Source organism: Elusimicrobiota bacterium (assembly GCA_026388095.1).
Lineage (GTDB): Bacteria > Elusimicrobiota > Elusimicrobia > UBA1565 > UBA9628 > UBA9628.
Genome location: JAPLKL010000044.1, coordinates 92,258 through 115,179 on the forward strand (window position 1 = coordinate 92,258; position 22,922 = coordinate 115,179).

A 22,922-nucleotide genomic window follows, 5' to 3' on the forward strand; every position below is an offset into this window, starting at 1 on the left:
GGCCGAAAATATAGACAGAATTTACATCGCGCGCGCGATGCGGATTGCGCTGAAAAATAAATGGTAATTTTTTCAAAAACGGAGGGGAACGAAAACCGACCGAGAGAACTGATGGTCGCAAAGGCCGGCGGATCTGAGATTGGAATAGCCTTTTTGGACTCCCCTCGCATTGGCAAAGAGGGAGCCCTATCAAGACATCCGAAAACAGACGTCCGAAAACCTGACCAAGGGTTGAGGTTGCCGCGCCGCGTCAAGCACCTCAAGAAAGTGACCATAGCCGTTGTTGGATGATTCCCGCGCTGGCAATGGCAGGGCCTCTCTGTTATAATCCGGGCATGAATTGTCCGAAATGCGCGGAACAATCCCTGGAAGAGCGGCTCGGCCCGAGCGGCATACTCGTGGACCTGTGCTCCGCCTGCGGCGGGGTCTGGCTCGACAAAGGCGAGATTTACAATTACGTCCGGTACCCGCAGACGCTCCATGACGATCTCGTCAAAGCCTATGGCGACACCGCCCCGGGGCTGCGGCCGTGCCCGCGCTGCCAGGTGAAGATGACGCAGGCCAGGTTCCCCGCTCCGGGCCCGGTCATCGACGCCTGTCCGCAATGCGGCGGCAATTGGTTCGACGCGGGAGAGGTGGCGGCGCTGCAGTCCATGCTCGACCTGGAGCTGCGGCCCGAGCCTGAAGCCAAGCCGGCCGCGCCGGCCCCGGCCCCTGCCGCGGTTCCGGGGCGGGCGGTGGTCATGGCCGCTTTGCCCAGCCTGGCCCTGCGCTCCGGGGGAGTGTTACTCGCTCTCTACGCCGTCCTCATGGGCTTCTGCGCCGCGGCCGTGGCGTATCTCAAGCTGCCCCTAGACTATATCTTCATCGGCTCGGCCGCGGCCTTGCTGCTGAGCTTCATCTTGGGGCCCTGGTTCACGGACCTGAGCCTGCGCTGGTTCCACGAGTTCCGCTGGGTCGACGCCGCGGACCTGCCCGAGCACTTGCGCGGCTTCATCAGCAAGGCCTGCCGCGACCGAGGCATCCCGTTCCCGAGGTGCGGGATCATAGACGACGGCAACCCCAACGCCTTCACCTACGGCCATTATCCGGGCGACGCGCGCCTGGTCCTGACCCGCGGCGTCATGGATATCCTGGAGCCCGGGGAGCTGGAGGCCGTGGCCGGCCACGAGCTCGGCCATATCGCGCACTGGGACATGCTGGTCATGACCGCCGCCGCCTTGGTGCCCATGGTCCTCTACACCATCTACAAGGTGTGCTGCCGCCGCAAGCCCTCCTCCTCGGGCAGCCGCAAAGGCCGGGGGCAGGTCTTCCTCATCGGCATGACGGCTCTGCTCCTCTACTACGTCACGGAGTACGTGGTGCTCTTCCTGTCGCGCGTGCGCGAGCTCTACGCGGACCGCTTCTCAGGGGAGCTCACGCGGCAGCCCAACAGCCTGGCCTCGGCCTTGGTCAAGATCGCCTACGGCCTGGCCGGGCGGCGTCCGGATCCGAAGGAGGAGGAGTCGGCGACCCACGAGACCGTGCGCGCGCTGGGCATATTCGACCCGGTCGGCGCCTTGGGCTTGGTGGCGGCTTCGCTCTCGCGCGCCGGAGCCCCGTCCAAGGAGAACATCCTGGGCGCCATGCAGTGGGACCTCTGGAATCCCTGGGCCAAATACTATGAGCTGCAGTCCACGCATCCTCTTCCCGCGCGGCGTCTGGAGCAGCTGGGCCGCCAAGCCGCGGCCTACGGGCAGGAGCCTTACGTGGACTTCGACCTGCGCCAGCCGGAGAGCTACTGGGACGAGTTCCTCGTGGACCTGGGCTTCCTCTGGCTGCCCTGGCTCATGGCCGGTGCCGCGGTGCTCTCCAACTCTCTGGCCGGCATCCACGGGGCCCAGACTTGGTGGGGCGCGGCCGCGGGCTGGGGCGCGGGCAGCCTATGCCGGCTGTGGTTCAAGTACCGCGGCGGCTTCTGCCCGGATATGACGGTGAGCGCCGTGCTCAAGAAGGTGAAGGTCTCGGGAGTGCGCGGCGTGCCCGCGGCGCTGCAGGGCCGGGTCATCGGCCGCGGGGTCCCGGGCTTCATCGTCTCGGAGGACCTGGTCCTGCAGGATAAGACCGGCTTCATCCTGCTCGACTACCGCCAGCCTCTGGCCGTCTTCCAGTGGATCTTCGCCATCGGGCGGGTGCCCGGGCTCATCGGCCAGGAGCTCAGCGTGAAGGGCTGGTACCGGCGCGCTCCGGTGCCCTATCTGGAACTGCGCTCTTTCGTCTGCGACGGCAAGGAGAGCACCTGCTACAGCCTCGAGGGGCAGTACGTGTTCGCGTTCCTGGCGCTGGCCGCCGGGGTGCTGGGGATGCTCGGGATGTTCTGACATGAAAGCGGCCGTGTTCTCGCTGGCGGCGAACTACGATCCGGAACTGGTCCCGGCGCTCGCCGCCTACCCGGTCGACGAGGTCTACGGCAAGTTCCCCGCCGACGGCGTCAGCGGCGGCCGGCCCCGCTACCTGGCGACCCCGCTCTCGGAGGCGGAACTGCGGCGTTACATCGGCCTGCTCGACCGTCACGGCATCGCCTTCAATTATCTCCTCAACGGCGCTTGTTTCGGCAACCACGAATGGACGCGGCCCTGGCAGAAGCGGATGACGGCCCTGTTGACCAAGCTGGGCGACCTGGGTGTGCGCCGGGTCACCGTCTCCACCCCTTTTCTCCTGGAACTGGTCAAACGCCGCTTCCCGAAGTTCAAGGTCAGGGTCGGGATCTACGCCCAGGTGGACACGCCCCGGCGCGCCCGCTTCTGGGAAGAGCTCGGGGCGGACGCGCTCACGCTGGAGAGCTTCTCGATCAACCGGGACTTCCGCCGGTTGGCGGCCATCCGCCAGGCGGTCCGCTGCGACCTGCAGCTCATAGCGAACCATGTCTGCCTGCTGAACTGCCCTCTGCAGACCTATCATCAGAACGGCTTTGCGCACGCGTCCGACGGGACCGGCACGCTCTTCATCGACTACTGCTTCCTGCGCTGCTCGCGGACGCGCTTGACGGACCCGTCGCAGTTCATCAAGGCGGCATGGATCCGGCCGGAGGACATCGCCGCCTACGCAGCGATGGGCTACAAGACGTTCAAGCTCCTGGAACGGGGGCTCCCGTCGGCGGAGCTGCTGCGGCGCGTCAAAGCCTACAGCGAGGGGCGGTTCGCCGGCAACCTGGCCGAGCTGCTGCTGTCGCATGGCTTGAAGGAGCCGCTGCGCAAGGAATCGTTCTGGACCCTGCGTCACTTCTGGAAGCCGCGGCAGGCCAATCCCTTGCGGCTGAAACCGCTGCTCGATTTGGCGCGACTGCAAGGCATGCTCTCGCCGCTGCCGGAGTGTCCCATCCGGATCGACGCGCGGAAGATCCCGGAGGATTTCCTGGACGGTTTCCGCAACCGCGACTGCGCCTCCCTGGACTGTCAGGCCTGCGGCTATTGCGAGCGGATCGCCGCGCAGGCTGTTTCGATCTCGCCCGGGTACCGCGCCGAGGTGCTGGGGAAGTACGCGGAGATCGACGAGACCATGGCCGCGGGAGGGCTCTGGGGTGTCTGATTCGCGCGCCGCGCCGCGCCGGGCCCGCCTCTACGGGCTGGGCACGGCCTTGCCCCCGCACCAAGCGGGCCAGCCGGTCGTCAAACGCTTCATGGCCTCTTTGGCCGCGGCCACGCTCAAGGGCCGCCGGCGCGCGGTCACCCTCGATTTCCTCGACAAGATCTACGCCTCTTCGGGGATCGCCAAGAGGCACAGCGTCCTGGCCGACTACACCAAGGACTCCCCCGAGGACTTCGAATTCTATCCGCCCAACTGGGCCTTGGAGCCCTTCCCGACCACGGCGGCGCGCATGAAGGTCTACGAAAAATGGAGCGTCGACTTGGCGGAGCAGGCTTGCCGCAAGGCTCTGCGCGAGTCGGGCGCCCAGCCCGCCGAGGTCACCCACTTGGTCTTCACGACCTGCACGGGGCTTTTCGCCCCGGGCCCCGACATCCTGCTCATCGGCCGTCTGGGGCTGGAGCCCCGGGTGCACCGGGCGGTGCTGGGCTTCATGGGCTGCTACGCGGGCTTCACCGGCATGAGGATGGCCGGGCAGATCCTGGGGGCCGAGCCCGAGGCCGTGGTCCTGCAGGTCTGCGTCGAGCTCTGCAGCCTGCATTTCCAGAAGCGGGCCCTGCCCGACTTCATCGTGGCCAACAGCCTCTTCGCCGACGGCGCGGCCGCCGCGGTCTACGCCCGGCCCGGCCGGTTCCAGAAGGGGCTGGCGGATTTGGCGGCCACCCACAGCCGAGTCGAAAAGGACAGCCTGGAGCATATGTCCTGGCGCATCGGGTCCTCGGGCTTCGAGATGCGCCTGGACCGCGAGGTGCCCGCGCGCCTCAAGACCGCCGCGCCGGGCTTCGTCGCGGAGCTTCTGGGCCGCGCCGGGCTCAAGCCGGGAGGCAACGCCTGGGCCATCCACCCCGGGGGACGCAAGATCGTCGCGGAGGTCCAGTCCGCGCTGGGCCTGACCGGCTCGCAGGTGCGATCCTCGCTCGAGGTCTTGAGCTCCTGCGGCAACATGTCGAGCGGGACCATCTTCTTCGTCTTGGACCGCGAGCTGCGGCGGGGCTCGCGAAGCCCCGTCGCGGCCCTGGGATTCGGGCCGGGGCTCACCATGGAGGGAGCCGTGCTCTTCAGGCCTTGAGCGCTCGCGCCTGGCCGGACTTCGCCGCGCGCAGCCAGGCCCTCGAGCTCATCGACGCCTCCGGCCTGGATTCGGCGGAGCTGGCCGAGACTCTAAGGGAGTTGGCCTTCATCAACTCGGCCTTGGGAGGCTACGGCACGACCTTGGGCGCGCTGGAGCGCCTCATCCCGCCCGGCTGCCGGGAGTTCGACGTCCTGGACGTGGGCTCGGGGGGGGGCGACACGGCGCGGCGCATCGTGGAGTGGGCGCGCCGGCGGGGCCTGACCGCGCGCGTGCACGGCATCGACCGCGCGCCGGAGGCCGCGGCTTGCGCGCGCCGCGGCGCCGCCGGCCTGCCCGGCCTCGAATTCTCCGCCCAGGACCTCTTCGACCTGCCCCCCACGAGGAGATACGACATCGTGCACGCGGCCTTGCTCCTGCACCACCTGCCCGACGAGGCGGCGGTCAGGGCCTTGGCCAGGATGTACGAGCTCTGCCGCTGGGGGCTGGTGATCAACGACCTGCACCGGCACCCGGCCGCCTATTGCTCCATCAAGTGGCTGACGGCCCTTCTTTCGAAGAACCGCCTCATCCGTCACGACGCCCCGCTCTCGGTGCTGCGCGCTTTCCGCAGGTCGGAACTCGAGGACCTGGCGCGCCGCGCCGGCTTGCCCGCCCCCGAGATATCCTGGCGCTGGGCCTTCCGCTGGCGCATGGTCGTCCGCAGATACATCCGCTCCCAGGGCGGACCCGGGATCCTACCACCCTGACCTCGTAAAACTCCGCATTGCGGTCCAGGGCGCGGGATGAGTAGAGTATCAGCTCGGAGGCTGGACCTATGAAAGAATTGTGCGTGGGGATCCTGTTGACGTCCATCCTCGGGTGTTCATCGGCTCCGACGGGCGCAGGCCAAGCGCCGGCCGCTCGTGATGGATCATCCGGCGAGCAGATCGCGCCGGATGAGGGCGCGTTGGTCGCGGAGATAGCTGAGCTGAGCCAGGCCAGACTCAAAAAAGATGGAGCCCAGAATCAGGGGCTGATGACGCGCGACGTCCACGCCAAGCAGCATGGCTGCGTCCGCGCGACATTCACGGTGGACAAGGACGTCCCGGCGGACCTCCGCGCGGGGGTCTTCGCCGAGCCGGGGAAGGAATATGCGGCGTGGATCCGCTTTTCCAGCGGCGGTCCCAAGATCCAGGATGACAAAGCGGCCGATGCCCGCGGCATGGCCGTCAAGCTCATGGGAGTCGCCGGGGAGAAGCTCCTGGAGAGCGAAAAGGGCGCCAGGACCCAGGATTTCCTGATGCTCAACCACGACGCCTTCTTCATCAAGGACAGCAAGGACTATGTCGAGTTCTTCGAGCTGGTCGCCAAGGGCTCGAGCCCGGCCTGGTTCTTCTTCGGCCGGCTGCCTTGGCGCTGGACCGAGTTCTCCGCGGCTCTCCAGCTCGCGAGGAAGGGAAAGAAGATGGTGAGCCCGCTGTCTTCCCCTTATTTCAGCACGACCCCCTACTTGCTGGGCGAAAAGAACGTGATCAAGTTCTCCGCGCAGCCCTGCTCCGGGAGCCCGGACCCGCGGAACCACTTCGCCGGCTCGCCGGACTACCTGCGCCTGAACATGCAGAGGTCACTGGATGTCCGGGATGGGAAGCCCGCCTGCTTCCGATTCATGGTGCAGAAGCGCTCTGATCCGGAGACCATGCCGGTGGAAGACGCGCGCATCCCCTGGGACCAACGCAAGTCCGCGTTCATCCCCGTCGCGACCGTCACCATCCCCGTCCAGGAATTCTTGGGCGCAAGCCAGATGCGCTTCTGCGAGAACCTCTCGTTCACTCCCTGGCACAGCCTGCCCGCGCACCGGCCTCTGGGCAACATCAACAGGGCCAGGAAAGTGGTTTACGAGGCGGTCTCGAAGTTCCGCCACGATTACAATCACGAAGTCCGACGGGAACCGGACGCCGGCGACAACCCTTAGCGGTCACTCCGTGACCACGGTCCGGCTCTGCTCGCGCATGAACTGGGCGACGTAGTAGGGCCCCAGGCCGCCCTTGCCGCCCGAGCCCGAGCCTTTCCAGCCGGTGAAGGGCTGGCAGCCGGGCCAGGCTCCGGTGGTGGCGCCGTTGCGGCGGTTCGCGTAGAGGACCCCGAACTCGGCCTCGTCGAAGAACCGCGCCACCTCTTCTTCCTTGGCGCTGAAGATTCCGGCCGTGAGGCCGTAGTCGGCTTTGTTGCTCTCCGCCAGCGCCTGGTCCAGGCTCTCCACCTCGGCGACGGGGAGGATGGGGACGAAGTACTCGTCCAGGAATAGCCGGCTGGAGAGCGGCGCCTTGACGATGGTGGGCTGCACGAACCAGCCCTTGGCCAAAGCTCCGTCCTGGAGACGGCGGCCGCCGTGGAGGATCTCGCCGTCCCGCCTGGCCAGGTCCACGGCCCGCTCCCACGTCGTGACCGCCGCCTCGTTGATGAGCGGCCCGTAGAACACGTCCCTCCGGGTCGGATCCCCGATCTTCATGGCCTTGGTCCGGGCGATGAGCTTGGCGAGGAAGGCCTCGGCGACCTTGCGGTGCACGTAGACCCGCGAGCAGGCGCTGCATTTCTGATTCTGCATCCCCCAAGCCGACTTATACACGCCGTCGGCGGCGCTGTCGAGGTCCGCGCTGTCCATGACGATGGCCGGGCCCTTGCCGCCCAGCTCCATGAGGCAGGGCTTGACCCACTTCCGGCTGAAGCCGCGGAACATGCGCATCCCGGTCTCCTGTGAGCCCGTGAACACGATCCCGTCCACCTTGGGATGCTGCCAGAGGGCGTCGCCGATCACGGAGCCCTTGCCCGTGATGAAGTGGAACGCGTCGGCCGGCACGCCGGCCTCCCGGTAGACCTCGTAGAGGCAGAGGCCGGTCCAGGGGGTGTCGCCGGCGGGCTTGAAGACCACGGTGTTTCCCGCCGCCAAGGCGGCCGAGGTCATGCCCGAGGCCAAGGCCATGGGGAAGTTGAAGGGCGCGATGCAGACGAAGACCCCGTAGGGCCGCAGGATATCCGTGGTCCGCTCGGTCGGGGTGAGCGAGCCCATCTTCCGGATGAAGCCGCCGGCCTCCTCCATCTGCGCGGCGTAGTACTCCATGAGGTCGGCCGCTTCCTCGGCGTCGCCCAGGGCCTCCAGGCGGTTCTTGCCCACCTCCAGGCTCATGATCGCGGCGAGCTCGAACTTGCGGCGGCGCACGATGGCCGCGGCCTTGCGCATGATGGCAACGCGCGCCTGCCAGGGCGTGCGCGTCCCCCAGGCCTGCTTGGCTCCGGCGGCCGCCTCTATGGCTTGGACCGCCTGCTCGACCGTGGCGGCCGTGAACCGGCCCAGGACCATCGAGGTGTCGATGGGCGAGAGGTCCAGCAGCGGGCTCTGGCCGTTGCGCATGGGCTTGCCGCCGATGTAGATGGGGTAGTCCCGCCCGAGCCGGCCGCGCACTTCGGCGAGCGCCGAATCGAAGCGGGCATGGATGGCCTCCAGGTCCGCGGCGGACGTCGTGTAAGTCACCTTCAGGTCTTTTTCCATCACGGTGGGCATCGCCTCCTCCTGTGCTCCTTTATCTCCATTCTAGTCTAGCACCGCTCTTGAGATGAACAAAACGATATGTTTTCATATACAGAATGAATGGATTTCATCTTAACCTGAACAAGCTGGAGGTCCTGCGGGAGGCGGCGCGCAGCGGCAACTACACCGCGGCCGCCGAGCGCCTGCACCTCACCCCTTCGGCCGTGAGCCACGCCATCCGCAAGCTGGAAGCCGGCCTGGGCCGGTCTTTGGTCGAGTGGCGCGGCCGCCGGCTGGCGCTGACCGACGACGGCGAATACCTCTACCGCGTCTGCGAGCGCGTCTTCGGCGAGCTGGACGAGGCCGCAGAGCGGCTGGCGCGCTCGGAAGGCGGCATCGAGAAGGCCGTGGTGCTGGGCGCCAACGTGGAGTTCGGAAGCCACGTGCTCATCCGCAAGCTGAGGCCCCTGCTGGAGGCGCATCCCGAACTGCGCGTGGATTTCCTCTTCTCCCATGAGCTGACCCAGCCTCTGCTGCGCGATGAGATCGATCTGGCGGTGGATTGCCGTCCGCACCAGAACCCAGCGGTCGAGAGCATAAGCCTGTTCCGCGAGAAATACGCGGTGGTGGCCGCGCCGTCTTTTCTCAAGCGCAATCCGGTCTCCACGCCCCGCGACCTGGAGCGCCTGCCGGTGCTGTCGCTGGACAAGGAAGGGGCATGGTGGCGCAACATGCTGGAGGCGGTGCCGCAGGGCGGCCGGCCGGTGTTCCGCCGGGTCATCGCGGTCAACCACATCCGGGGCATGATCAACGCCGCGGCGGAGGGGCTGGGCGTGGCCTTGACGCCGAAGTACGCCGTGCTCGACGACCTGGCCCGGGGACGGCTGCGGGTCGTCTTCCCGGGGCTCAAGCTGCTGGAGGACCGCTTCTGCGTCTTTCAGAAGCGGGCCCGCGCCGGCCGCGAGAAGAACCGGCTGCTCACGCGCTTCCTGACCGGCATGACCGTGGGCGAGTTCGGCGACGCCATCGGGCGGGCCCCGCGCCGAGGTCCTTGAAAAGCGGTTTTCAAAGTCGTATGTTGGTGTCGAGCGTGAAACATCAGAGTCGGCAGGGCCATGGCCGGAGCTTCCCCATCGTGGGCATCGGGGCTTCCGCCGGCGGCTTGAAAGCCTTCGGGCAGCTGCTGAGCTCCTTGCCGCTCGATACCGGCATGGGCTTCGTGCTGTTCCCGCACCTGGCTCCCCAATACGAGAGCCATCTGGCCGAGATCCTGGCCCGGACCAGCAGGCTCCCCATCCGCACCGTGCGCGGCGGCGAGCTGGTCTTGCCCGACCAGGTCTACATCGTGCCTCCCAACCGGGAGATGTCCATAGAAGGCGGGGTCCTGCGCCTGCGCGCCAAGTCCGGACGCAGCAACCCCATCGACGGCTTTTTCGCCTCGTTGGCGAAGGATCAAGGGCCCAGGGCGATCGGGATACTCCTATCCGGGGAGGGGTCGGACGGCACGAAAGGGCTGCAAGCCATCAAGGCCGGCGGCGGAACCACTTTCGCGCAGGATGAGAAGACGGCGGCGCACCAGCGCATGCCGCAGACGGCGGCGCGCTCCGGCTGCGTGGATTTCGTGCTTCCCCCGGCGGAGATCGCCAGGAGGCTGGGGCACCGGCGGGTCAAGGCCGCGCATCCCCGTAGGGCGGGGTCTTTCCGGATGGTGTTGGCGCTCCTGCAGGCCGCCAAGGGAGTCGAGTTCGACCTCTACAAGCAGAGCATGCTGCGGCGGCGCATCCTGAGGCGCATGGCCCTGAGCCGGATCAGCCAGTTGGAGAGCTACGCCTGCGCGCTGGCAAAGGATCCCGTGGAGCTGGATGCGCTCTATCGCGACCTGCTCATCTCCGTGACCTCGTTCTTCCGCGAGCCGGACGCCTTCCGGGCCTTGAAGAGCCAGGTCTACCCCCGGCTCCTCAAGCGCGGCTCCGCCAAGCCCGTGCGCATATGGGTCCCCGGCTGCTCCACGGGCCAGGAGGCCTATTCCCATGCCATCAACCTGAGCGAGTTCCTGGACGCCAAGGCCGTGGGCCTGCCCTTCCAGATATTCGCCACGGACGTGAATGCCGCCGCGATCCGGCAAGCCCGCGCCGGTCTTTACCCCAAGGAACTCGCGGCGGAACTGGCTCCCGGACGGCTGCGGCGCTTCTTCATCGAGACGGAGGGCGGCTACCAGGTCGCGCCGGCCATCCGCGAGCGCTGCGTCTTCGCCCGGCAGAACCTGGCGCAAGACCCGTCGTTCTCCAACATGGACCTGATCAGCTGCCGCAACCTGCTGATCTACCTGGGGCCGCTCCTGCAGGAGAAGGCCCTGCGCATCTTCCATTACGCCCTCAAGCCCGGGGGCGTGCTCATGCTGGGCCGCTCGGAGACCGTGGGGGACATGTCGGAGCGGTTCTCGACCTTGGATGCCAAGCGCAAGCTTTATTCCAAGCGGGCCTCGCCGGCGCAGACGGACCTGGAGGCCGTGGTGCCGAGCCGTTTCCCGGGGACGCAATCCGTGCCGGTCTCGGAGCACGGCCCTCTGGGGGAAGGCGACTGGAGCGCGGATCCTGCCGATCCGCAGGGAGGGCTGGCGGACATCCTGCCGGCCCGGTTCCGCCCCGACGGCGTCATCGTCAACGGCGAGCTGGAGATCCTCCGGTTCATCGGGGACACCACCTCGTATCTGCGGCCGCTGCCGGGCAAGCCGGGCCTGAACCTGCGCCGGATGGCTTCCGCAGAGCTCCTTCTTGAGCTGCGGGCGGCGCTCTACATGGCGAAGAAGTCGGGGGCCTCGGTGCGCAAGACCGTGGCGCCGCCTCGCCCGGCGGGCACGCGCCCGCGAGTCCAGGTCGAAGTGGCGCCCATCAAATCCTCCGGCGGCCTTAAGGACCGCTACCTGATCCTTTTCGAGGAGGCCGCCCCGGCGGCGCCCGAGACGAAGGGCGGCGGCCGGGCCCGGACCGCGGCCCACGCCTCCCGGGTCCTGCAGCTCAAAGAGGACCTGGCCGTCTCCGACGAGCATCTCAAGTCCATCATCGCGGAGCAGGAGGCCACCAACGCGCAGCTCAAGTCCGCCAATGAGGAGCTCCTCTCCGGCAACGAGGAGCTGCAAAGCATCAACGAGGAGTTCGAGACCGCCAAGGAGGAGCTCGAGTCCACCAATGAGGAGCTCATCACCTCCAATGATGAGGTGCGGCAAGGCAACGAGGCCCTGCGCCGCAGCAACAACGACCTGACCAACCTCCTGGCCAACATCAACATCCCCATCATCCTGCTGGGGCCGGACCTGAGCATCCGCCTGCTCACCCCGGCCGCGGAGAAGGAGCTCCACATCCCCCGCGCCGAGGTCGGGCGCTCCATCCTCCACAGCCGTTTCATGTCCCACGTCCCCCATCTGGAGCGGACGCTCAGGAAAGTGATCCGGACCGCCGACGGCGAAGGGCTGCAGGTCCGCCATGACGGCCGCTGGTACCAGCTCTGGATGCGGCCTTACCGGACCGAGGTCGGCGCGGCCGACGGCGCCGTGCTCGCCTGGCTCGACATCGACGCCGGCAAGCGGACCGAGAAGGAGCTCCGGTCGCTGCATGCGCGCGTCGTGTCGGCCCAGGAGCTGGAGCGCAAGCGCCTCTCCCGCGAGCTCCATGACGGGATCGGCCAGATGCTCTCCGGCGTGAAATTCCGTCTGCAATCCTTGCCCGGGGAGAGCGGCGTCCTGCCGGACACCGCGCGCCGAAGGATCACCAGCGCGACGCAGGTCCTGGACCGCGCTGTCGCGGAGATCCGCCGGGTCTCCCAGGACATGATGCCCTCGGAGCTGGAGGACCTCGGCCTGCAGCCGGCCCTGCGGGGCCTTTGCCGCGAGTTCAACAAGCGCCTGGGCGTCCCCGTGGCGTTCCGGGGCGCGGGCGCTCCCAAGCTCGTCGAGCCCGACCTGGCGCTGACGGTCTTCCGCATCGCGCAGGAGGCGCTCCATAACGTGGGGAAGCATTCCCGCGCGACGCGGGTGGCGGTGTCGCTGTCGCGGACGGGGCGCGCGCTCAAGCTGGTCGTCAGCGACAACGGACGCGGCTGCTCGGGCGCCCGGCTGCGCATGGAGGGCCGGCGGCGGGGGGGGCTGGTCAATATCCGGGAGCGGGCCGCCTCCATCGGGGGGACCGCGGACTTCGACTCCAAGGTGGGGCAGGGGACCAGGCTCGTGGTCCGGGCTCCCTTGGACGGCGCGGGCCGGGGCCGGAGATGAACGGCCGGGCTCCGGCGCCGATCAAGGTCTTGCTGGTGGACGACCATCCCATCGTGAGGGAAGGAGTGCGCGCCTATCTGTCCCACCAGGATTCGATCGCGGTGGTCGGGGAGGCTTGCGACGGCCCGGAGGCCCTGCGCAAGGGCAAGAAGCTCTCGCCCGACGTCATCGTCCTGGATGTCAGCCTGCCGTCTTTGGACGGCGGGGAGCTGGCCAAGCGCCTGCGCCAGCTCGTGCCCAAGGCCAAGCTCCTGGCCTTCAGCATCCACGCCACCGAGGAGTATGTGGTGAGGATGGCCCGGTGCGGCGTGCACGGCTATGTGACGAAAGACGAGCCGACGCAGCATCTGCTCGACGCCATCAGGCATGTCTTCAGGGGCGGCCTGCATTTCCCTCCCGACATGAGCGACGCGCTCCTGGTCCCCGGCACCAGGCCCGCCGCGGCCGAAGGCGCTGCCGCCCTGACCGATCGGGAACGGCAGGTGCTCTCGCTGCTGGCCGAGGGCTTGGCCAACAAGGAGGTCGCGCGCAAGCTGGGCATCAGCGTCCGGACGGCGGAAACGCATCGGGAGCATCTGTCGCGCAAGCTCAAGATCGCCACGATCGCCGGCCTCACCAAGTACGCCATCCAGAACGGGCTGACTTCGCTCACCTAGCTCCCCGCGCCGGCGGCGCGCGCGGCCGATTGCGCCCAGGCCGTTAAAAGGTAGAATGACCATCGGGTCTCCCCGGACCGCCGCTGGCGGGCGGGGAAAACGCGATGCCTCTGAAATATAGATTCTTGGATGAATGGCTGCTGCGCGCCGTCCTGGGCCTGAAGGGAGTGACCCCCGAGGCGGTGGAGAGGTTCCGCCAGAAGAATGAGCCCTACCTCGGGCAGGCTTTGATCCGCGCCGGGCTGGCCACCCAGGAGGAGGTCGCGGCCATCGTGCGCAAGGCCCACGGCGTCAGCTATTGCGACCTCCAGATCGAGATGATCGACAAGATGGCGCAGAGTCTCGTGCCCGAGAGGCTCTGCCGGAAGCACCATCTGCTCCCGGTCACCTGCGACGACGAAACGATCACGGTGGCCATGGCGGATCCCACGGACCAGGCCGCCCTCGACGACGTCCAGGCCATCTCCAGCCGCCGGCCGGTCCCTTGCTACTGCCTGGCCGAACGGGTGGACAAGCTGATCGAGTCGCTTTACAGCGCGGAGACGGTCATCTTCGACCTGCTGGAGCGCCTGGACGTCCACGAGCATGTCGAGGTCGTGGGGGGGAGCGCGCAGGAATCGAAGGTGGAGGAAAGAGTCCAGCTGCCCGTCATCAGGCTCGCCGATGCCATCATCGCGAAGGCGGTGGCCATGCGCTCTTCCGACATCCACATCGAGCACGACGAGGCGGAGAGCCACGTGCGCTACCGCATCGACGGCATGCTCAAGCACGTCATGGTCCTGCCCCGGCACATCGCGGTCGGGGCGCTGGTCTCGCGCATCAAGATCATGGCGGACCTCGACATCTCGCAGCACCAGCGCCCGCAGGACGGGCGCGCCAAGCTCCGGGTCGGGGCGCACGAGGTGGGGCTGCGCGTCTCCATCCTGCCCACCAGTTTCGGCGAGAAGGTGGTCATGCGCATCATCGAGAACCGCGCGGCCGAGGTCCCTTTCCAGAAGCTCGGCTTCGAGCCGACGGTCGCCTCCCGGATGGAAACGGCCTTGAAGACGGCTCAGGGGATCTTCCTCGTCACGGGCCCGACCGGCTCGGGCAAGACCACGACGCTCTATGCCCTCATCAACAAGCTGAAATCCGAAGACACCAACATCGTCACCGTCGAGGACCCCATCGAATACCGGCTGGAAGGGATCAACCAGGTGCAGGTCCGGGAGAAGCAGGGGCTCGGCTTCGCCGCGGTCCTGCGCTCGGTGCTGCGCCAGGACCCCGACATCATCCTGGTCGGGGAGGTCCGCGACCGGGAGACCGCCGACATCGCCCTGCAAGCGGCCCTGACCGGCCACCTGGTCCTTTCCACCCTGCACACCAACGACACCGTGAGCTCGATCGGCCGGCTGGCGGACATGGGCGTGGAGCGGTTCAAGATCGCTTCCGGCCTCATCGCCATCAGCGCCCAGAGGCTCGTGCGGCGGCTCTGCCCCGACTGCAAGGCTCCGGTCAAGGCCTCTGAGTCGGACCCGGCTCTCGTAAAAGCCTTCGCGCGGCAGGGCATGAAGACGGCGTACCATAAGCCCGTGGGCTGCCCGAAGTGCGACTTCAACGGCTTCAAGGGCCGGCTGGCCCTGCTGGAGTTCCTGGAGATCACTCCCGAGCTCAAGGAACGCATCAGCGCGGGAGACGGGGAGACGGCGCTGCGCGCCCACGCCTTGGAGCGCCGGCTGCTCCACACCATGCTGGCGGACGCCTTATGGCATCTCTCCCAGGGGGACACGACGCTCGAGGAGGTCCTGCCTTACGTCCGGTTGGATCCCGGCGCGGATGCCGCCGCGAGGAAGGAGGCTTCCGTACCGGCGCCGCCGGCGGCCCAGTCTCCCGCGCAACCCAAAGAAAAAGCGGCGGGCAACCGCGTCCTGGTCGCGGACGACGACAAGGTCAGCCGCAGCATCCTCCGGAAGGTCCTCCAGGACAAGGGCTACGCGGTCGAAGAAGCGGAAGACGGCATCCAGGCGCTCGCGAAGATCGCCCAGAACCCGCCGGACCTCCTGATCCTGGACTTGAACATGCCGAACATGGACGGCCATGGCGTGATCCGCGCCCTGCGGCAGTCGCTGGGGATGCTGGGGCTCCCCATCATCATCCTGACCTGCATCGCCGACGAAGGCAGCCAGGCGGAATCCTTGAGCCTCGGCGCCGACGATTACATCGTGAAGCCCATCAAGCCCCCCCTGGTCCTGGCCCGCATCGACGCCGCCTTCAGGCGGCTGAGACTGGCCTGAAGAGCCGGCTCTGCGGCCCGTGGGGGATCCAGCGCGCCTAAGCCGTCCTGGCGCCTAGGGCGTCTTCTTCCGGGCTCCCAGCTCGTCGGACTTGGCTTCGGCCAAGGCCCGGCTCACGTCCCAGAGCCGCAGGGTCCCATCGCTGCCCGCGGAAAGCGCGCGCCCGTTGTCCGGAGAGAAGGCCACGGCGCGGACGTAGCCCGTATGGCCGGTCCAGACCTTGAGGCTTCTGCCGGCGGCCGCGTCCCACAACCGGACCGTGAAGTCCTCTCCGCCCGAGACGACCAGGCGCCCGTCGGGGCTGAAGGCAAGGGCCCGGATGGGTTTCCCATGGCCTTTCCATACTCCGCGCGGTTCTCCGGTCCGGGTGTCCCAGACCCTGATGATATTCTCCCGGCCTCCGGTCACGCCGGTCCTGCCGTCGGGGGACAAGGCTGCCGCCAGGATGATGCCGGTGATGCCTTTCAATCGGGAGAGGACCTTGCCCTTGGCCACGTCCCAGACTTCGGAGTCTCCGCCGCCGGTCAGGGCCCGTCTGCCGTCGGAAGAGAAGGCCGCGGCCGCCACGTAATCGGAGCGTCCTCCCCAGTACTCGACCTCCTGGTCCCGGGCGAAATCCCACAGCCTCAGGGTGCGGTCGCTGCATCCGGAGATGACCTGGCCGCCGTCCGGCGAGAAGGCGGCGACGTAGATGAATACGCCGTGATCGTGATAGGCCAGGACCGGCTTGCCCGTGGCGATGTCCCAGCTCCGGAAGGAGAGTTCGTCGCTGACGGAGAGGGCGGTCGCGCCGTCCGTGGAGAAGGCCACGGCCGCCACGGGAGTCTCGTGGCCGGCGAAGACCTTCAAGGTCCGGCCCTTGCCCAGGTCCCAGAGCCGGACCGTCTTGTCCTGGCTGCCGGAAAGGGCCCGGGTCCCGTCCGGGGAGAAGGCCACGCAGGTCACGTCGTCGACGTGTCCGGCTCCGGTCCAGCCGGCCGTGAACTCGTTGTCAGCCGAGGCGGGGATCGCCCAGAGCGCCGTCAAGGCTGCCAGGATGGTCCTGCGCAGGCGGGATGCCATGGTATTGGTCCTCCTTCGGAGTCCGGTCAAACCACCATATGATAGCTCATCGCAGAACGGTGCGCGCGGGCGGCGCCGCGGGCGAATCGTCCTCGATCACCGTCAGATCGATGCGTCCTAGCTCCCTTCGGTCGGAGGTCTCCACGCGCACGCGCCAGCGGCCCGCCTGGTAGCGGCTCTTGATCGTGTCGGCGCGGAATCCGCCCGCGCGCCCGCCGATGATGTCGAGCGGCATGACGTCGGACTCCCGCCAGCCGGCCGCGGGGTCCAGGAAGAGCCAGCGCACCTGCAGTCTGTCCCGGAAGCGCGCGGGGGAGAACACGCTGACGAAGCAATGGACTTTGTCGCCCGGACGGGCGAGAAAGCTCTGGTCGCCGCGCTGCCAGAACTTCCAGCGCGGGCGGGTCGTGGTCAAGGCGAAGCGGTCGCCTACGCGGCGCACGTCGTGATAGATCCCGATCGCGGAGATCGAGAGGGGCACCGGCGGGATCAGCTTGGCGAAATAGAGCCCCGCGAAGCACGCCTGCACGGCGGCGAAGGGGATGAGCACGTGCCTGCGGAGCGCGTGGGGATGGCCGGACAGGCGGCGCTGCAGCAGCCCCGCCAGCGCCCCCATGACCAGGGCGGCCGCGGCCATGGAGCCCATGAAGGGCCAGGCGCCGATCGAGCCTGCCAGCATGGGCACGAGGTAGGTGAAATACGAGATCAGGCAGAGGCTGAAGATCCCCATGCGCAGCGTGGTGCCGGAGGTTTTGAAGGGCTTGAGTTCGTTCACGGCCAGGATGGCCGCCAGGACCAGCAGGAAGACCAAGGCAGCGCCCAGCGAGGCGCTCTTGAAGTAGAACACGGTATAGATGTTGAGCAAAGTGCCCAGCATGAAATGGGTGGCGGCCTTATGATAGCGCCAAAAGGTCTGCAGCCGCAGAGGGGGAGAGAATTCGCCGTAGAGCTCCCGCAGTTCCAGGCCGGTGAAGAGCGCGCAGAGGAAGAGATATACCGCCTGGTGGATGATGTTGCGCAGGTGGTCGATGCGGCCCACGGCCAGAATGTCGAAAAGGTAGCCGGCGATGAAGAAGCCGGTCGTGCAGGCGGGCTCGTGTTCGAGGTAGAAGTCCTTGACGCGCGCCGCCAGCGGCACGGCCGCCTGCGGGGCAGGCGCAACGCTCGGCGCTTGGCCTGGATCAGCCATGCTCGATCACCACGGGAATCACGGAGGCTCCCCTCATCAGGGCGCCTTGGGCCTGCGTCCGAGCAGGATGAGCAGGACGCCGCCGGCGACGCCGCACACCCCCACCAGCGGCTCGAGATACACATGCTTGGTGTGCCGCACGCTGGCCTGGAGCGGCCCCGCGTCGATCAACTGCGTCGTCTTGGTGTACGAGATCCCCTTATTGACCAGCACGACGAGTCCGGCGATCACCAACAGCAGGCCTATGGTTCTCATTATCTATCTCCTCCGAATCTCAGTTCCGATCCCAATCGACCGCTCCGAAATGGATGTCGCCGAGCAGGTTGTAGGCGATGCCGATGGTCTCCACCAGCTGGTGCCTGGCCGCCAGGCTCGCGCTGGAGTAGCGCGCCTCCCGGCTGGTCAGCATATAATTGACACCCAGGGCATGATGTCCGAAGATCCGGACCAGGAAGGAGGCATTCATGCGGCCGATGGACTCGCTGCCGGGAGCGCGGCTGGCGCCCGTGCCGGTGATGTAATAGCCGCGCGCGGTCGTGTCGAGCATGGCGCGCGTGCCGAAGATGCAGCGCAGGGAGAGCAGGCCCTGCGGCGCGGCGCCGTAATGGAAGTCCCTCTCGTCTCCTTGAGGCGCGATGGTCCCGGCATTGCCGTAGCCGATGCCGCCCAAGCCCGTGCCTTGGAGCGCGACCTTGCGCGAGAGCCACCATTGGAAGGTGGTCCCCAGAGATGCGGCCGTGGTCGAGAACCGGAAGACCTGCGGGGATAGGTAATCGAAAGACCCGTAGAGGCCCCAGACGCCTTGATAGGCGTCTCCCGCCTCGTATTTCTGTCCGAATAAAAGGCCGCGGGTCATGATATTGGCGAAGTCGGAGCGGTTCTCGCGCAGGCCGTTCAATTCGAAGGTGAAATAGTCGAACGGCCGCAGGTAGAGGTAGCCCGGCTGGCCGGGCAGGCCGTAGGCCATGGAGAAGCCCGCGGTGAGCACGTTGCGGTTGATCGTCTCCGTGCTGTTGGGATTGCGGACCGTCGTGTTCACTCCGCCGCCGGCTTGCACCTGAGCGAAAGTCGCGGCATTGCGGCTTTTCAGGATCGGCGTGTAGCGCTCGCCGAAAAGGAGGCGGTTGAGGGCCGTGGGCGGCGAGATGAACCCGGCTCCCAGCTCGCGCCAGAACCCGGGCCGCCCGCCGCCCCCCTCGAGCACCAGATTGGCCATCCGGAAGAGGGGCTCTCCGATGAGAGGCCCGCCTGTGCCGCTGGCGACCTGGTCGTTGATGGAGGGATCGGTGGTCTCCCCGTAGGTCTCCCAGATGAAGCTGCCCGCATTGCTGTAGATCCAGCCTTCCCAGAAGTTGAGGCCGGAGGCGCGCGCGAAACCGTAGTACAGGGAACCCTGATAAGGATGCCCGAGCTGATTGACCGCGAAGTCATCCTGGTCGACCACCCAGGGGCCGTGGCGGAGATGCTGCCAGCCGGTATTCAGGGTCGAATCGTAGTCGTTCACTCCAGAAGCAAGCCGGTTATAGCCGTTCAGGGTCAATTGGAACAGCGGGATCTCCAGGGCTGGGATGAGGTAGTTCTTGCGCTTGGGCGGCTCACCCGGGAGCACGCGGTCGGGCGTGGTGGGGCCGACGTTCTTGGCGGTGTCGGTGGAGGCCTTGGTCACCGTCTCGCCGGCGGCCTTGGTGACCGAGGGCGGGATCAGGGGATCCAGGGCGGCAAGCCGCACGGGCAGGAGAAGCATGACCAGGATGGCCGGATATCTCATCATCATTTGGAATCCTCAATGAGCTTCTTTTCCTTGTCCGTAAGCGGCTTATAGCCTCGGAAATAGCGCCAGCCGTAGCCCCAGCGAAAACGGGTCGGCAGATAGGGCGTTCCGCCCGCCCGGACGCCCTGCAACATCAACTCCGCGGTTCTGGGCTCTCCGACGCCAGCGACGCAATTGCGGAGCTCGATATCCGCTTGCAAGCGCTCCGCTTTGGTCCCGCCCATCCAGTACTTGTGGTCGTGCTTTTTGCAGCAATCGAGCCATAGGTCCTTGTGCTCCGATGTCCCGTCGGGAAACAGGCTGCACCCATCGGTCGTGAAAGGCCGCAGCCGCGGCTGGGAAGCGCAGCCGGCTAAAGTCAATAAAAGGAGCAACGAAAGGATTCTCATTTACCAGGCCTTGACATAGGTGAGGCCGCCGCCGGTAGGCCCGACACTGGGGATCAAGTAGCCGAGGTGGTGGCGGGACCTTTTGGACTTGAAGTGCAGGAGATTCGGCATCAGGTACCCGGTCGCGGCTCCGACCGCGGCGCCGACGATGACATCCGAGGCGTGATGATCGTTCGAAACGATCCTCAGGACGCCGACGGCTGAAGCCGCCGTCAGCGCAGTCCCGCAGGCGGCCGCATCGCCCTTGCCGCCGTACAGGTCCAACGCGCCATGCTCGGCGCAGACCAAAGAGGCGGCGGCGAACGCGTTGGCCGCGTGTCCGCTCCAGAAGCTCCTCACGCAATGCGGGTCGTACTTGGAGTTGGAAGGGCACGCGTCGCCCTCCGGGCGGCTTCTTGGGAGCAGGTTTGATATGGACAAATTAAGGACTTCGGTGACGGCGAAGGTCTCCGCGTTGATCAGGGCCAATTGGACCGCGGTGTCCTTGTTGCCGCCGGCCCAGCCGGCGGTGACCGGGCCATCGAGCATGGAGTAGCCTATCAGCGGATAGACCAAGAGGTCCGAAAGGGCGCCGGCCCTGTTCTGGCCCGCTCCGGAGCGCGCCATCAGAGTGTTCCTGGCGCCCTGGTCGAACAATATCTCGCCTTTCCAGGCGGCCGCTTTGGGAGGCGAGACGAGAAAATAATCCGCTGCGGACCCGGCCGCCGCCAGCCCGGTGATGAAATACTCCGCTCTCCTGAATCTGGGCCAGCTCTCGTCCCACGCGAATCTCTGGCCCTCGGCGGCTTGCAGAGCCGGGGCCAGGCCCAACAGCAGAGCCAGGGCCGCCTGCATCAGAAGAACACCGTCACTCCGCCGCCGCCGGGGGAGACGAACGGCGCGAAGACGTATCTGTCGGGGTGCGCGCGCCGGCGGGTCTTATAGACCGCCCGCCCGGAGATGATCCCCACGCCGGCCCCGGCCAAGACGTCCGAAAGATAATGCTTGTTGCTCTCCATGCGCGTATAGCCCACGAAGCCCGCCAACAAGCAGGCGGGGACGCCGACTTCCCAGCCCCATTGCGATGCCGCCACCGTGGCCAGGGCGAACGACGCCGAGGTGTGGCCCGACGGGAACGCGGCGAGGTCGGAGTGGTCCGGGCGCACGCGGCGCACGCTGACTTTGAGGATCTCCGTCTCGAGCCCCGCCAATGCCAGCGCTTCGAAGCCTGATAACCCGAACTCCTGAGTCGAGCGCGCGTCCAAGGACCACCCCGCGAAGTAGGTGGCGCCCATGGCGGGGATGAGGTAGAGGGGATACCCGATGACGGCCCCGAAATCGGTGGCGCGGCTGCCCAGAGGAGCATGCCTCTGCAGGGTGCCGGCGATGCGGACATCATCGAAGGTCGTCGTGCCCCCGTACCTCGCGATGCTGGCGCCGGCCCCGGCCGCCAGCAGCGTCAGAAGGCCTTCCGGCCGGCCCTGCTCTTTGAAGCCGTTCCAGAAATCCTTGGGAACCTCCCGAAGCTCGCTGAGCTCCGCGGCCGCGGCCTGCGCTGGAAGCAGAAGGAAGAGGACGAGCAGAACCGCGGCCTTCATCGCGTCCCCATTGTCCTTGTGAACTCCCACAGACCCGGGCGGCTACGCTTTTTTGATCAGGCGCGTGATCCCAACCAGGACCACGGCTCCGACAAAAGCGACGAAGATCGCCCCGATGATCCCCCCGCCGGGCCAGATCCCCAGCATGCCGAAGATCCATCCGCCCGTGATGCCTCCCAGGATGCCCAGGATGATATCGGCAAGGACGCCGTATCCTCCTCCCTTCATCACCTGTCCTGCGAGCCAGCCCGCGATGAGCCCGACGATCAGAAAATAGAACAAACCCATGATCGCTGCCTCCTTGAATCACCGATCGACTGCGAGTGCGGCCCCGACGAGGGCTCCTGGGAGGGCCCTCGTCGAGGCCATAGTGGGGCCCTGAGCCTCAGTCCATCCGCGCCAGGGTCTCCGGCAGGCGGGCGGGGTCATAGGTCCCCAGCCGGCGGCCATGGGGATCGCTGATGACGATATGGCCATCATCCAGGGTCTTGGCCTTGAGGATGATCTCTCCCCGCGCGTCGCGAGCCACCATGCCCTGCGCGCCGGGCTCAAGGATCACCGTGCCCTGGAGCCGGCCGTCGCGGAAGCTGTCGATGCGCAGGCGCTTGTCCTCGGGCGTGTAGCTCAGCACGGCCTGCTCGTCTCCGGCCTGGAGCGACTTGGTCGCCCTGGCCTGCACCGGGTTCTTTTCGCCCCAGAATTCGAGCGAATTGAAGATGATCGCGTCGCCGAGCGCGGCGACGCAGTATACCGGCATGATGACCAGGCCGAGGAACACGCCCTCATTGACCCATTTGTCGCCGATGCTGCCATTCCAGCGATAGAGCTTCTTGGTGAGGTTGAACGGCCCATAACAACCGGCCAGCCCCACGGTCAGAACCAATACGACAGGCAATGCCTTCTTCATCATCTTCATCATTGGAACCCATCATACTGATACTCCCCAGTCGCCGTCTATTCGGAGTACTACCGAGGGGCCGGGGGGATGCGCTGATGTCACCACCAAAGGGGTCGGCCGGGGCACCGGCCTCGGGCTATCCACGGTGAGCCTTGCGCCGGGTGCTCGACGCCGCCCAGGCTTAGTCGGCCTACGCGATTCTACCGCCCGCCTTGAGTATAATTACGGATAGGCAGGGGGGCGGGGAGGCAGGTACAATAAATAAGGCGCCTTGGCGCATGTCCGCTAGCAGCCCGTAGGGAGGGCAGGCTCGGACAGGAGACAAAATGAGCAGATCGCCGGAACAAAAGGGGCTGGCTGTCGCGGCGGACATCACCGTGGATTACCCTCAGGAGAGAGTGTGCGTCACCAGCCGAGACTACACGTTCCGCATCTGGGCCAGAGCGGCGGGCCGGGTGGAGATATCGATAGATGATAATGTCTGGCAGCCCTGCCGCCAGGCCGACGGCTTTTGGTGGTATGACTGGTCGGGCTATATGCCGGGCAGACACCAGGCCGTGGCCAGGATACAGCCGCAGAACGACGGCCAGAAATTCCTGTCCCGGACGATCCGCTTCCGGGTGGAGTTGTCATAAGACC

General features: G+C 66.8%; 20 protein-coding genes. 10 read left to right on the forward strand and 10 right to left on the reverse strand.

The window, feature by feature from the left end; genetic code table 11:
* Positions 1 to 335 precede the first annotated feature (335 nt).
* From NTY77_10810 to NTY77_10830, 5 genes are all read left to right on the forward strand, one after another.
* Complete coding sequence (locus NTY77_10810; GenBank protein ID MCX5795975.1) at positions 336 to 2,360, forward strand: M48 family metalloprotease; 2,025 nt, start codon at positions 336 to 338, stop codon at positions 2,358 to 2,360.
* A gap of 1 nt (position 2,361) precedes the next feature.
* Entirely contained in the window at positions 2,362 to 3,567 is a 1,206-nt protein-coding gene (locus NTY77_10815) for a U32 family peptidase (GenBank protein MCX5795976.1), read from the forward strand.
* A complete protein-coding gene (locus NTY77_10820; protein ID MCX5795977.1) occupies positions 3,560 to 4,693 on the forward strand; it encodes a type III polyketide synthase in 1,134 nt (377 codons plus the stop codon). The genes NTY77_10815 and NTY77_10820 overlap by 8 nt, the downstream gene beginning before the upstream one ends.
* Positions 4,690 to 5,442, forward strand: a complete 753-nt coding sequence (locus NTY77_10825) for a methyltransferase domain-containing protein (protein ID MCX5795978.1) — start codon at positions 4,690 to 4,692, stop codon at positions 5,440 to 5,442. Before NTY77_10820 ends, NTY77_10825 begins: the two co-directional genes overlap by 4 nt.
* 68 nt (positions 5,443 to 5,510) lie before the next feature.
* Complete coding sequence (locus NTY77_10830) at positions 5,511 to 6,647, forward strand: catalase family protein (GenBank protein MCX5795979.1); 1,137 nt, start codon at positions 5,511 to 5,513, stop codon at positions 6,645 to 6,647.
* 3 nt (positions 6,648 to 6,650) lie between these two features.
* On the opposite strand, the gene NTY77_10835 is transcribed toward NTY77_10830, so the two are convergent.
* Positions 6,651 to 8,234: an aldehyde dehydrogenase family protein gene (locus tag NTY77_10835; protein ID MCX5795980.1), complete on the reverse strand. Its 1,584-nt coding sequence runs from the start codon at positions 8,232 to 8,234 to the stop codon at positions 6,651 to 6,653.
* 83 nt (positions 8,235 to 8,317) lie between these two features.
* Between NTY77_10835 and NTY77_10840 the strand changes: the two genes are divergently transcribed.
* The 4 genes from NTY77_10840 to NTY77_10855 all read left to right on the forward strand — a co-directional run bounded on the left by NTY77_10840 (position 8,318) and on the right by NTY77_10855 (position 15,397).
* The gene (locus tag NTY77_10840; GenBank protein ID MCX5795981.1) at positions 8,318 to 9,256 is read left to right on the forward strand and encodes a LysR family transcriptional regulator; all 939 of its coding nucleotides are present in this window, start codon (positions 8,318 to 8,320) and stop codon (positions 9,254 to 9,256) included.
* A gap of 35 nt (positions 9,257 to 9,291) precedes the next feature.
* Complete coding sequence (locus tag NTY77_10845) at positions 9,292 to 12,468, forward strand: histidine kinase (protein ID MCX5795982.1); 3,177 nt, start codon at positions 9,292 to 9,294, stop codon at positions 12,466 to 12,468.
* A complete protein-coding gene (locus NTY77_10850) occupies positions 12,465 to 13,124 on the forward strand; it encodes a response regulator transcription factor (protein MCX5795983.1) in 660 nt (219 codons plus the stop codon). Before NTY77_10845 ends, NTY77_10850 begins: the two co-directional genes overlap by 4 nt.
* Before the next feature lie 104 nt (positions 13,125 to 13,228).
* The gene (locus tag NTY77_10855) at positions 13,229 to 15,397 is read left to right on the forward strand and encodes a type II/IV secretion system protein (GenBank protein ID MCX5795984.1); all 2,169 of its coding nucleotides are present in this window, start codon (positions 13,229 to 13,231) and stop codon (positions 15,395 to 15,397) included.
* A 54-nt stretch (positions 15,398 to 15,451) separates the two neighbouring features.
* On the opposite strand, the gene NTY77_10860 is transcribed toward NTY77_10855, so the two are convergent.
* From NTY77_10860 to NTY77_10900, 9 genes are all read right to left on the reverse strand, one after another.
* The gene (locus NTY77_10860) at positions 15,452 to 16,459 is read right to left on the reverse strand and encodes a WD40 repeat domain-containing protein (GenBank protein MCX5795985.1); all 1,008 of its coding nucleotides are present in this window, start codon (positions 16,457 to 16,459) and stop codon (positions 15,452 to 15,454) included.
* 46 nt (positions 16,460 to 16,505) lie between these two features.
* On the reverse strand, positions 16,506 to 17,648 hold the full coding sequence (locus NTY77_10865) for a DUF2914 domain-containing protein (protein ID MCX5795986.1): 1,143 nt from the start codon (positions 17,646 to 17,648) through the stop codon (positions 16,506 to 16,508).
* 36 nt (positions 17,649 to 17,684) lie between these two features.
* Entirely contained in the window at positions 17,685 to 17,903 is a 219-nt protein-coding gene (locus tag NTY77_10870) for a hypothetical protein (GenBank protein ID MCX5795987.1), read from the reverse strand.
* A 19-nt stretch (positions 17,904 to 17,922) separates the two neighbouring features.
* Complete coding sequence (locus tag NTY77_10875) at positions 17,923 to 19,419, reverse strand: DUF3943 domain-containing protein (protein MCX5795988.1); 1,497 nt, start codon at positions 19,417 to 19,419, stop codon at positions 17,923 to 17,925.
* Complete coding sequence (locus NTY77_10880; protein MCX5795989.1) at positions 19,419 to 19,808, reverse strand: hypothetical protein; 390 nt, start codon at positions 19,806 to 19,808, stop codon at positions 19,419 to 19,421. The genes NTY77_10875 and NTY77_10880 overlap by 1 nt, the downstream gene beginning before the upstream one ends.
* Complete coding sequence (locus NTY77_10885; GenBank protein ID MCX5795990.1) at positions 19,809 to 20,642, reverse strand: phosphatase PAP2 family protein; 834 nt, start codon at positions 20,640 to 20,642, stop codon at positions 19,809 to 19,811.
* Positions 20,642 to 21,385, reverse strand: coding sequence for a phosphatase PAP2 family protein (locus tag NTY77_10890; protein ID MCX5795991.1), 744 nt, complete (start codon positions 21,383 to 21,385; stop codon positions 20,642 to 20,644). The genes NTY77_10885 and NTY77_10890 overlap by 1 nt, the downstream gene beginning before the upstream one ends.
* A gap of 42 nt (positions 21,386 to 21,427) precedes the next feature.
* A complete protein-coding gene (locus NTY77_10895; protein ID MCX5795992.1) occupies positions 21,428 to 21,673 on the reverse strand; it encodes a GlsB/YeaQ/YmgE family stress response membrane protein in 246 nt (81 codons plus the stop codon).
* A 97-nt stretch (positions 21,674 to 21,770) separates the two neighbouring features.
* Entirely contained in the window at positions 21,771 to 22,304 is a 534-nt protein-coding gene (locus tag NTY77_10900; protein MCX5795993.1) for a DUF3332 family protein, read from the reverse strand.
* 305 nt (positions 22,305 to 22,609) lie between these two features.
* Between NTY77_10900 and NTY77_10905 the strand changes: the two genes are divergently transcribed.
* Positions 22,610 to 22,918, forward strand: coding sequence for a hypothetical protein (locus NTY77_10905; GenBank protein MCX5795994.1), 309 nt, complete (start codon positions 22,610 to 22,612; stop codon positions 22,916 to 22,918).
* The last annotated feature ends 4 nt before the right edge of the window (positions 22,919 to 22,922 follow it).

Bases quoted from the DNA above. Each gene is read 5' to 3' on its own strand.
- NTY77_10875 (MCX5795988.1), bottom strand. From the start codon at position 19,419: ATGATGAGATATCCGGCCATCCTGGTCATGCTTCTCCTGCCCGTGCGG.
- NTY77_10905 (MCX5795994.1), top strand. From the start codon at position 22,610: ATGAGCAGATCGCCGGAACAAAAGGGGCTGGCTGTCGCGGCGGACATC.
- NTY77_10815 (MCX5795976.1), top strand. From the start codon at position 2,362: ATGAAAGCGGCCGTGTTCTCGCTGGCGGCGAACTACGATCCGGAACTG.
- NTY77_10855 (MCX5795984.1), top strand. From the start codon at position 13,229: ATGCCTCTGAAATATAGATTCTTGGATGAATGGCTGCTGCGCGCCGTC.
- NTY77_10830 (MCX5795979.1), top strand. From the start codon at position 5,511: ATGAAAGAATTGTGCGTGGGGATCCTGTTGACGTCCATCCTCGGGTGT.
- NTY77_10870 (MCX5795987.1), bottom strand. From the start codon at position 17,903: ATGAGAACCATAGGCCTGCTGTTGGTGATCGCCGGACTCGTCGTGCTG.
- NTY77_10865 (MCX5795986.1), bottom strand. From the start codon at position 17,648: ATGGCTGATCCAGGCCAAGCGCCGAGCGTTGCGCCTGCCCCGCAGGCG.
- NTY77_10900 (MCX5795993.1), bottom strand. From the start codon at position 22,304: ATGATGAAGATGATGAAGAAGGCATTGCCTGTCGTATTGGTTCTGACC.
- NTY77_10860 (MCX5795985.1), bottom strand. From the start codon at position 16,459: ATGGCATCCCGCCTGCGCAGGACCATCCTGGCAGCCTTGACGGCGCTC.
- NTY77_10885 (MCX5795990.1), bottom strand. From the start codon at position 20,642: ATGCAGGCGGCCCTGGCTCTGCTGTTGGGCCTGGCCCCGGCTCTGCAA.
- NTY77_10835 (MCX5795980.1), bottom strand. From the start codon at position 8,234: ATGCCCACCGTGATGGAAAAAGACCTGAAGGTGACTTACACGACGTCC.
- NTY77_10850 (MCX5795983.1), top strand. From the start codon at position 12,465: ATGAACGGCCGGGCTCCGGCGCCGATCAAGGTCTTGCTGGTGGACGAC.
- NTY77_10890 (MCX5795991.1), bottom strand. From the start codon at position 21,385: ATGAAGGCCGCGGTTCTGCTCGTCCTCTTCCTTCTGCTTCCAGCGCAG.
- NTY77_10895 (MCX5795992.1), bottom strand. From the start codon at position 21,673: ATGGGTTTGTTCTATTTTCTGATCGTCGGGCTCATCGCGGGCTGGCTC.
- NTY77_10880 (MCX5795989.1), bottom strand. From the start codon at position 19,808: ATGAGAATCCTTTCGTTGCTCCTTTTATTGACTTTAGCCGGCTGCGCT.
- NTY77_10810 (MCX5795975.1), top strand. From the start codon at position 336: ATGAATTGTCCGAAATGCGCGGAACAATCCCTGGAAGAGCGGCTCGGC.
- NTY77_10840 (MCX5795981.1), top strand. From the start codon at position 8,318: ATGAATGGATTTCATCTTAACCTGAACAAGCTGGAGGTCCTGCGGGAG.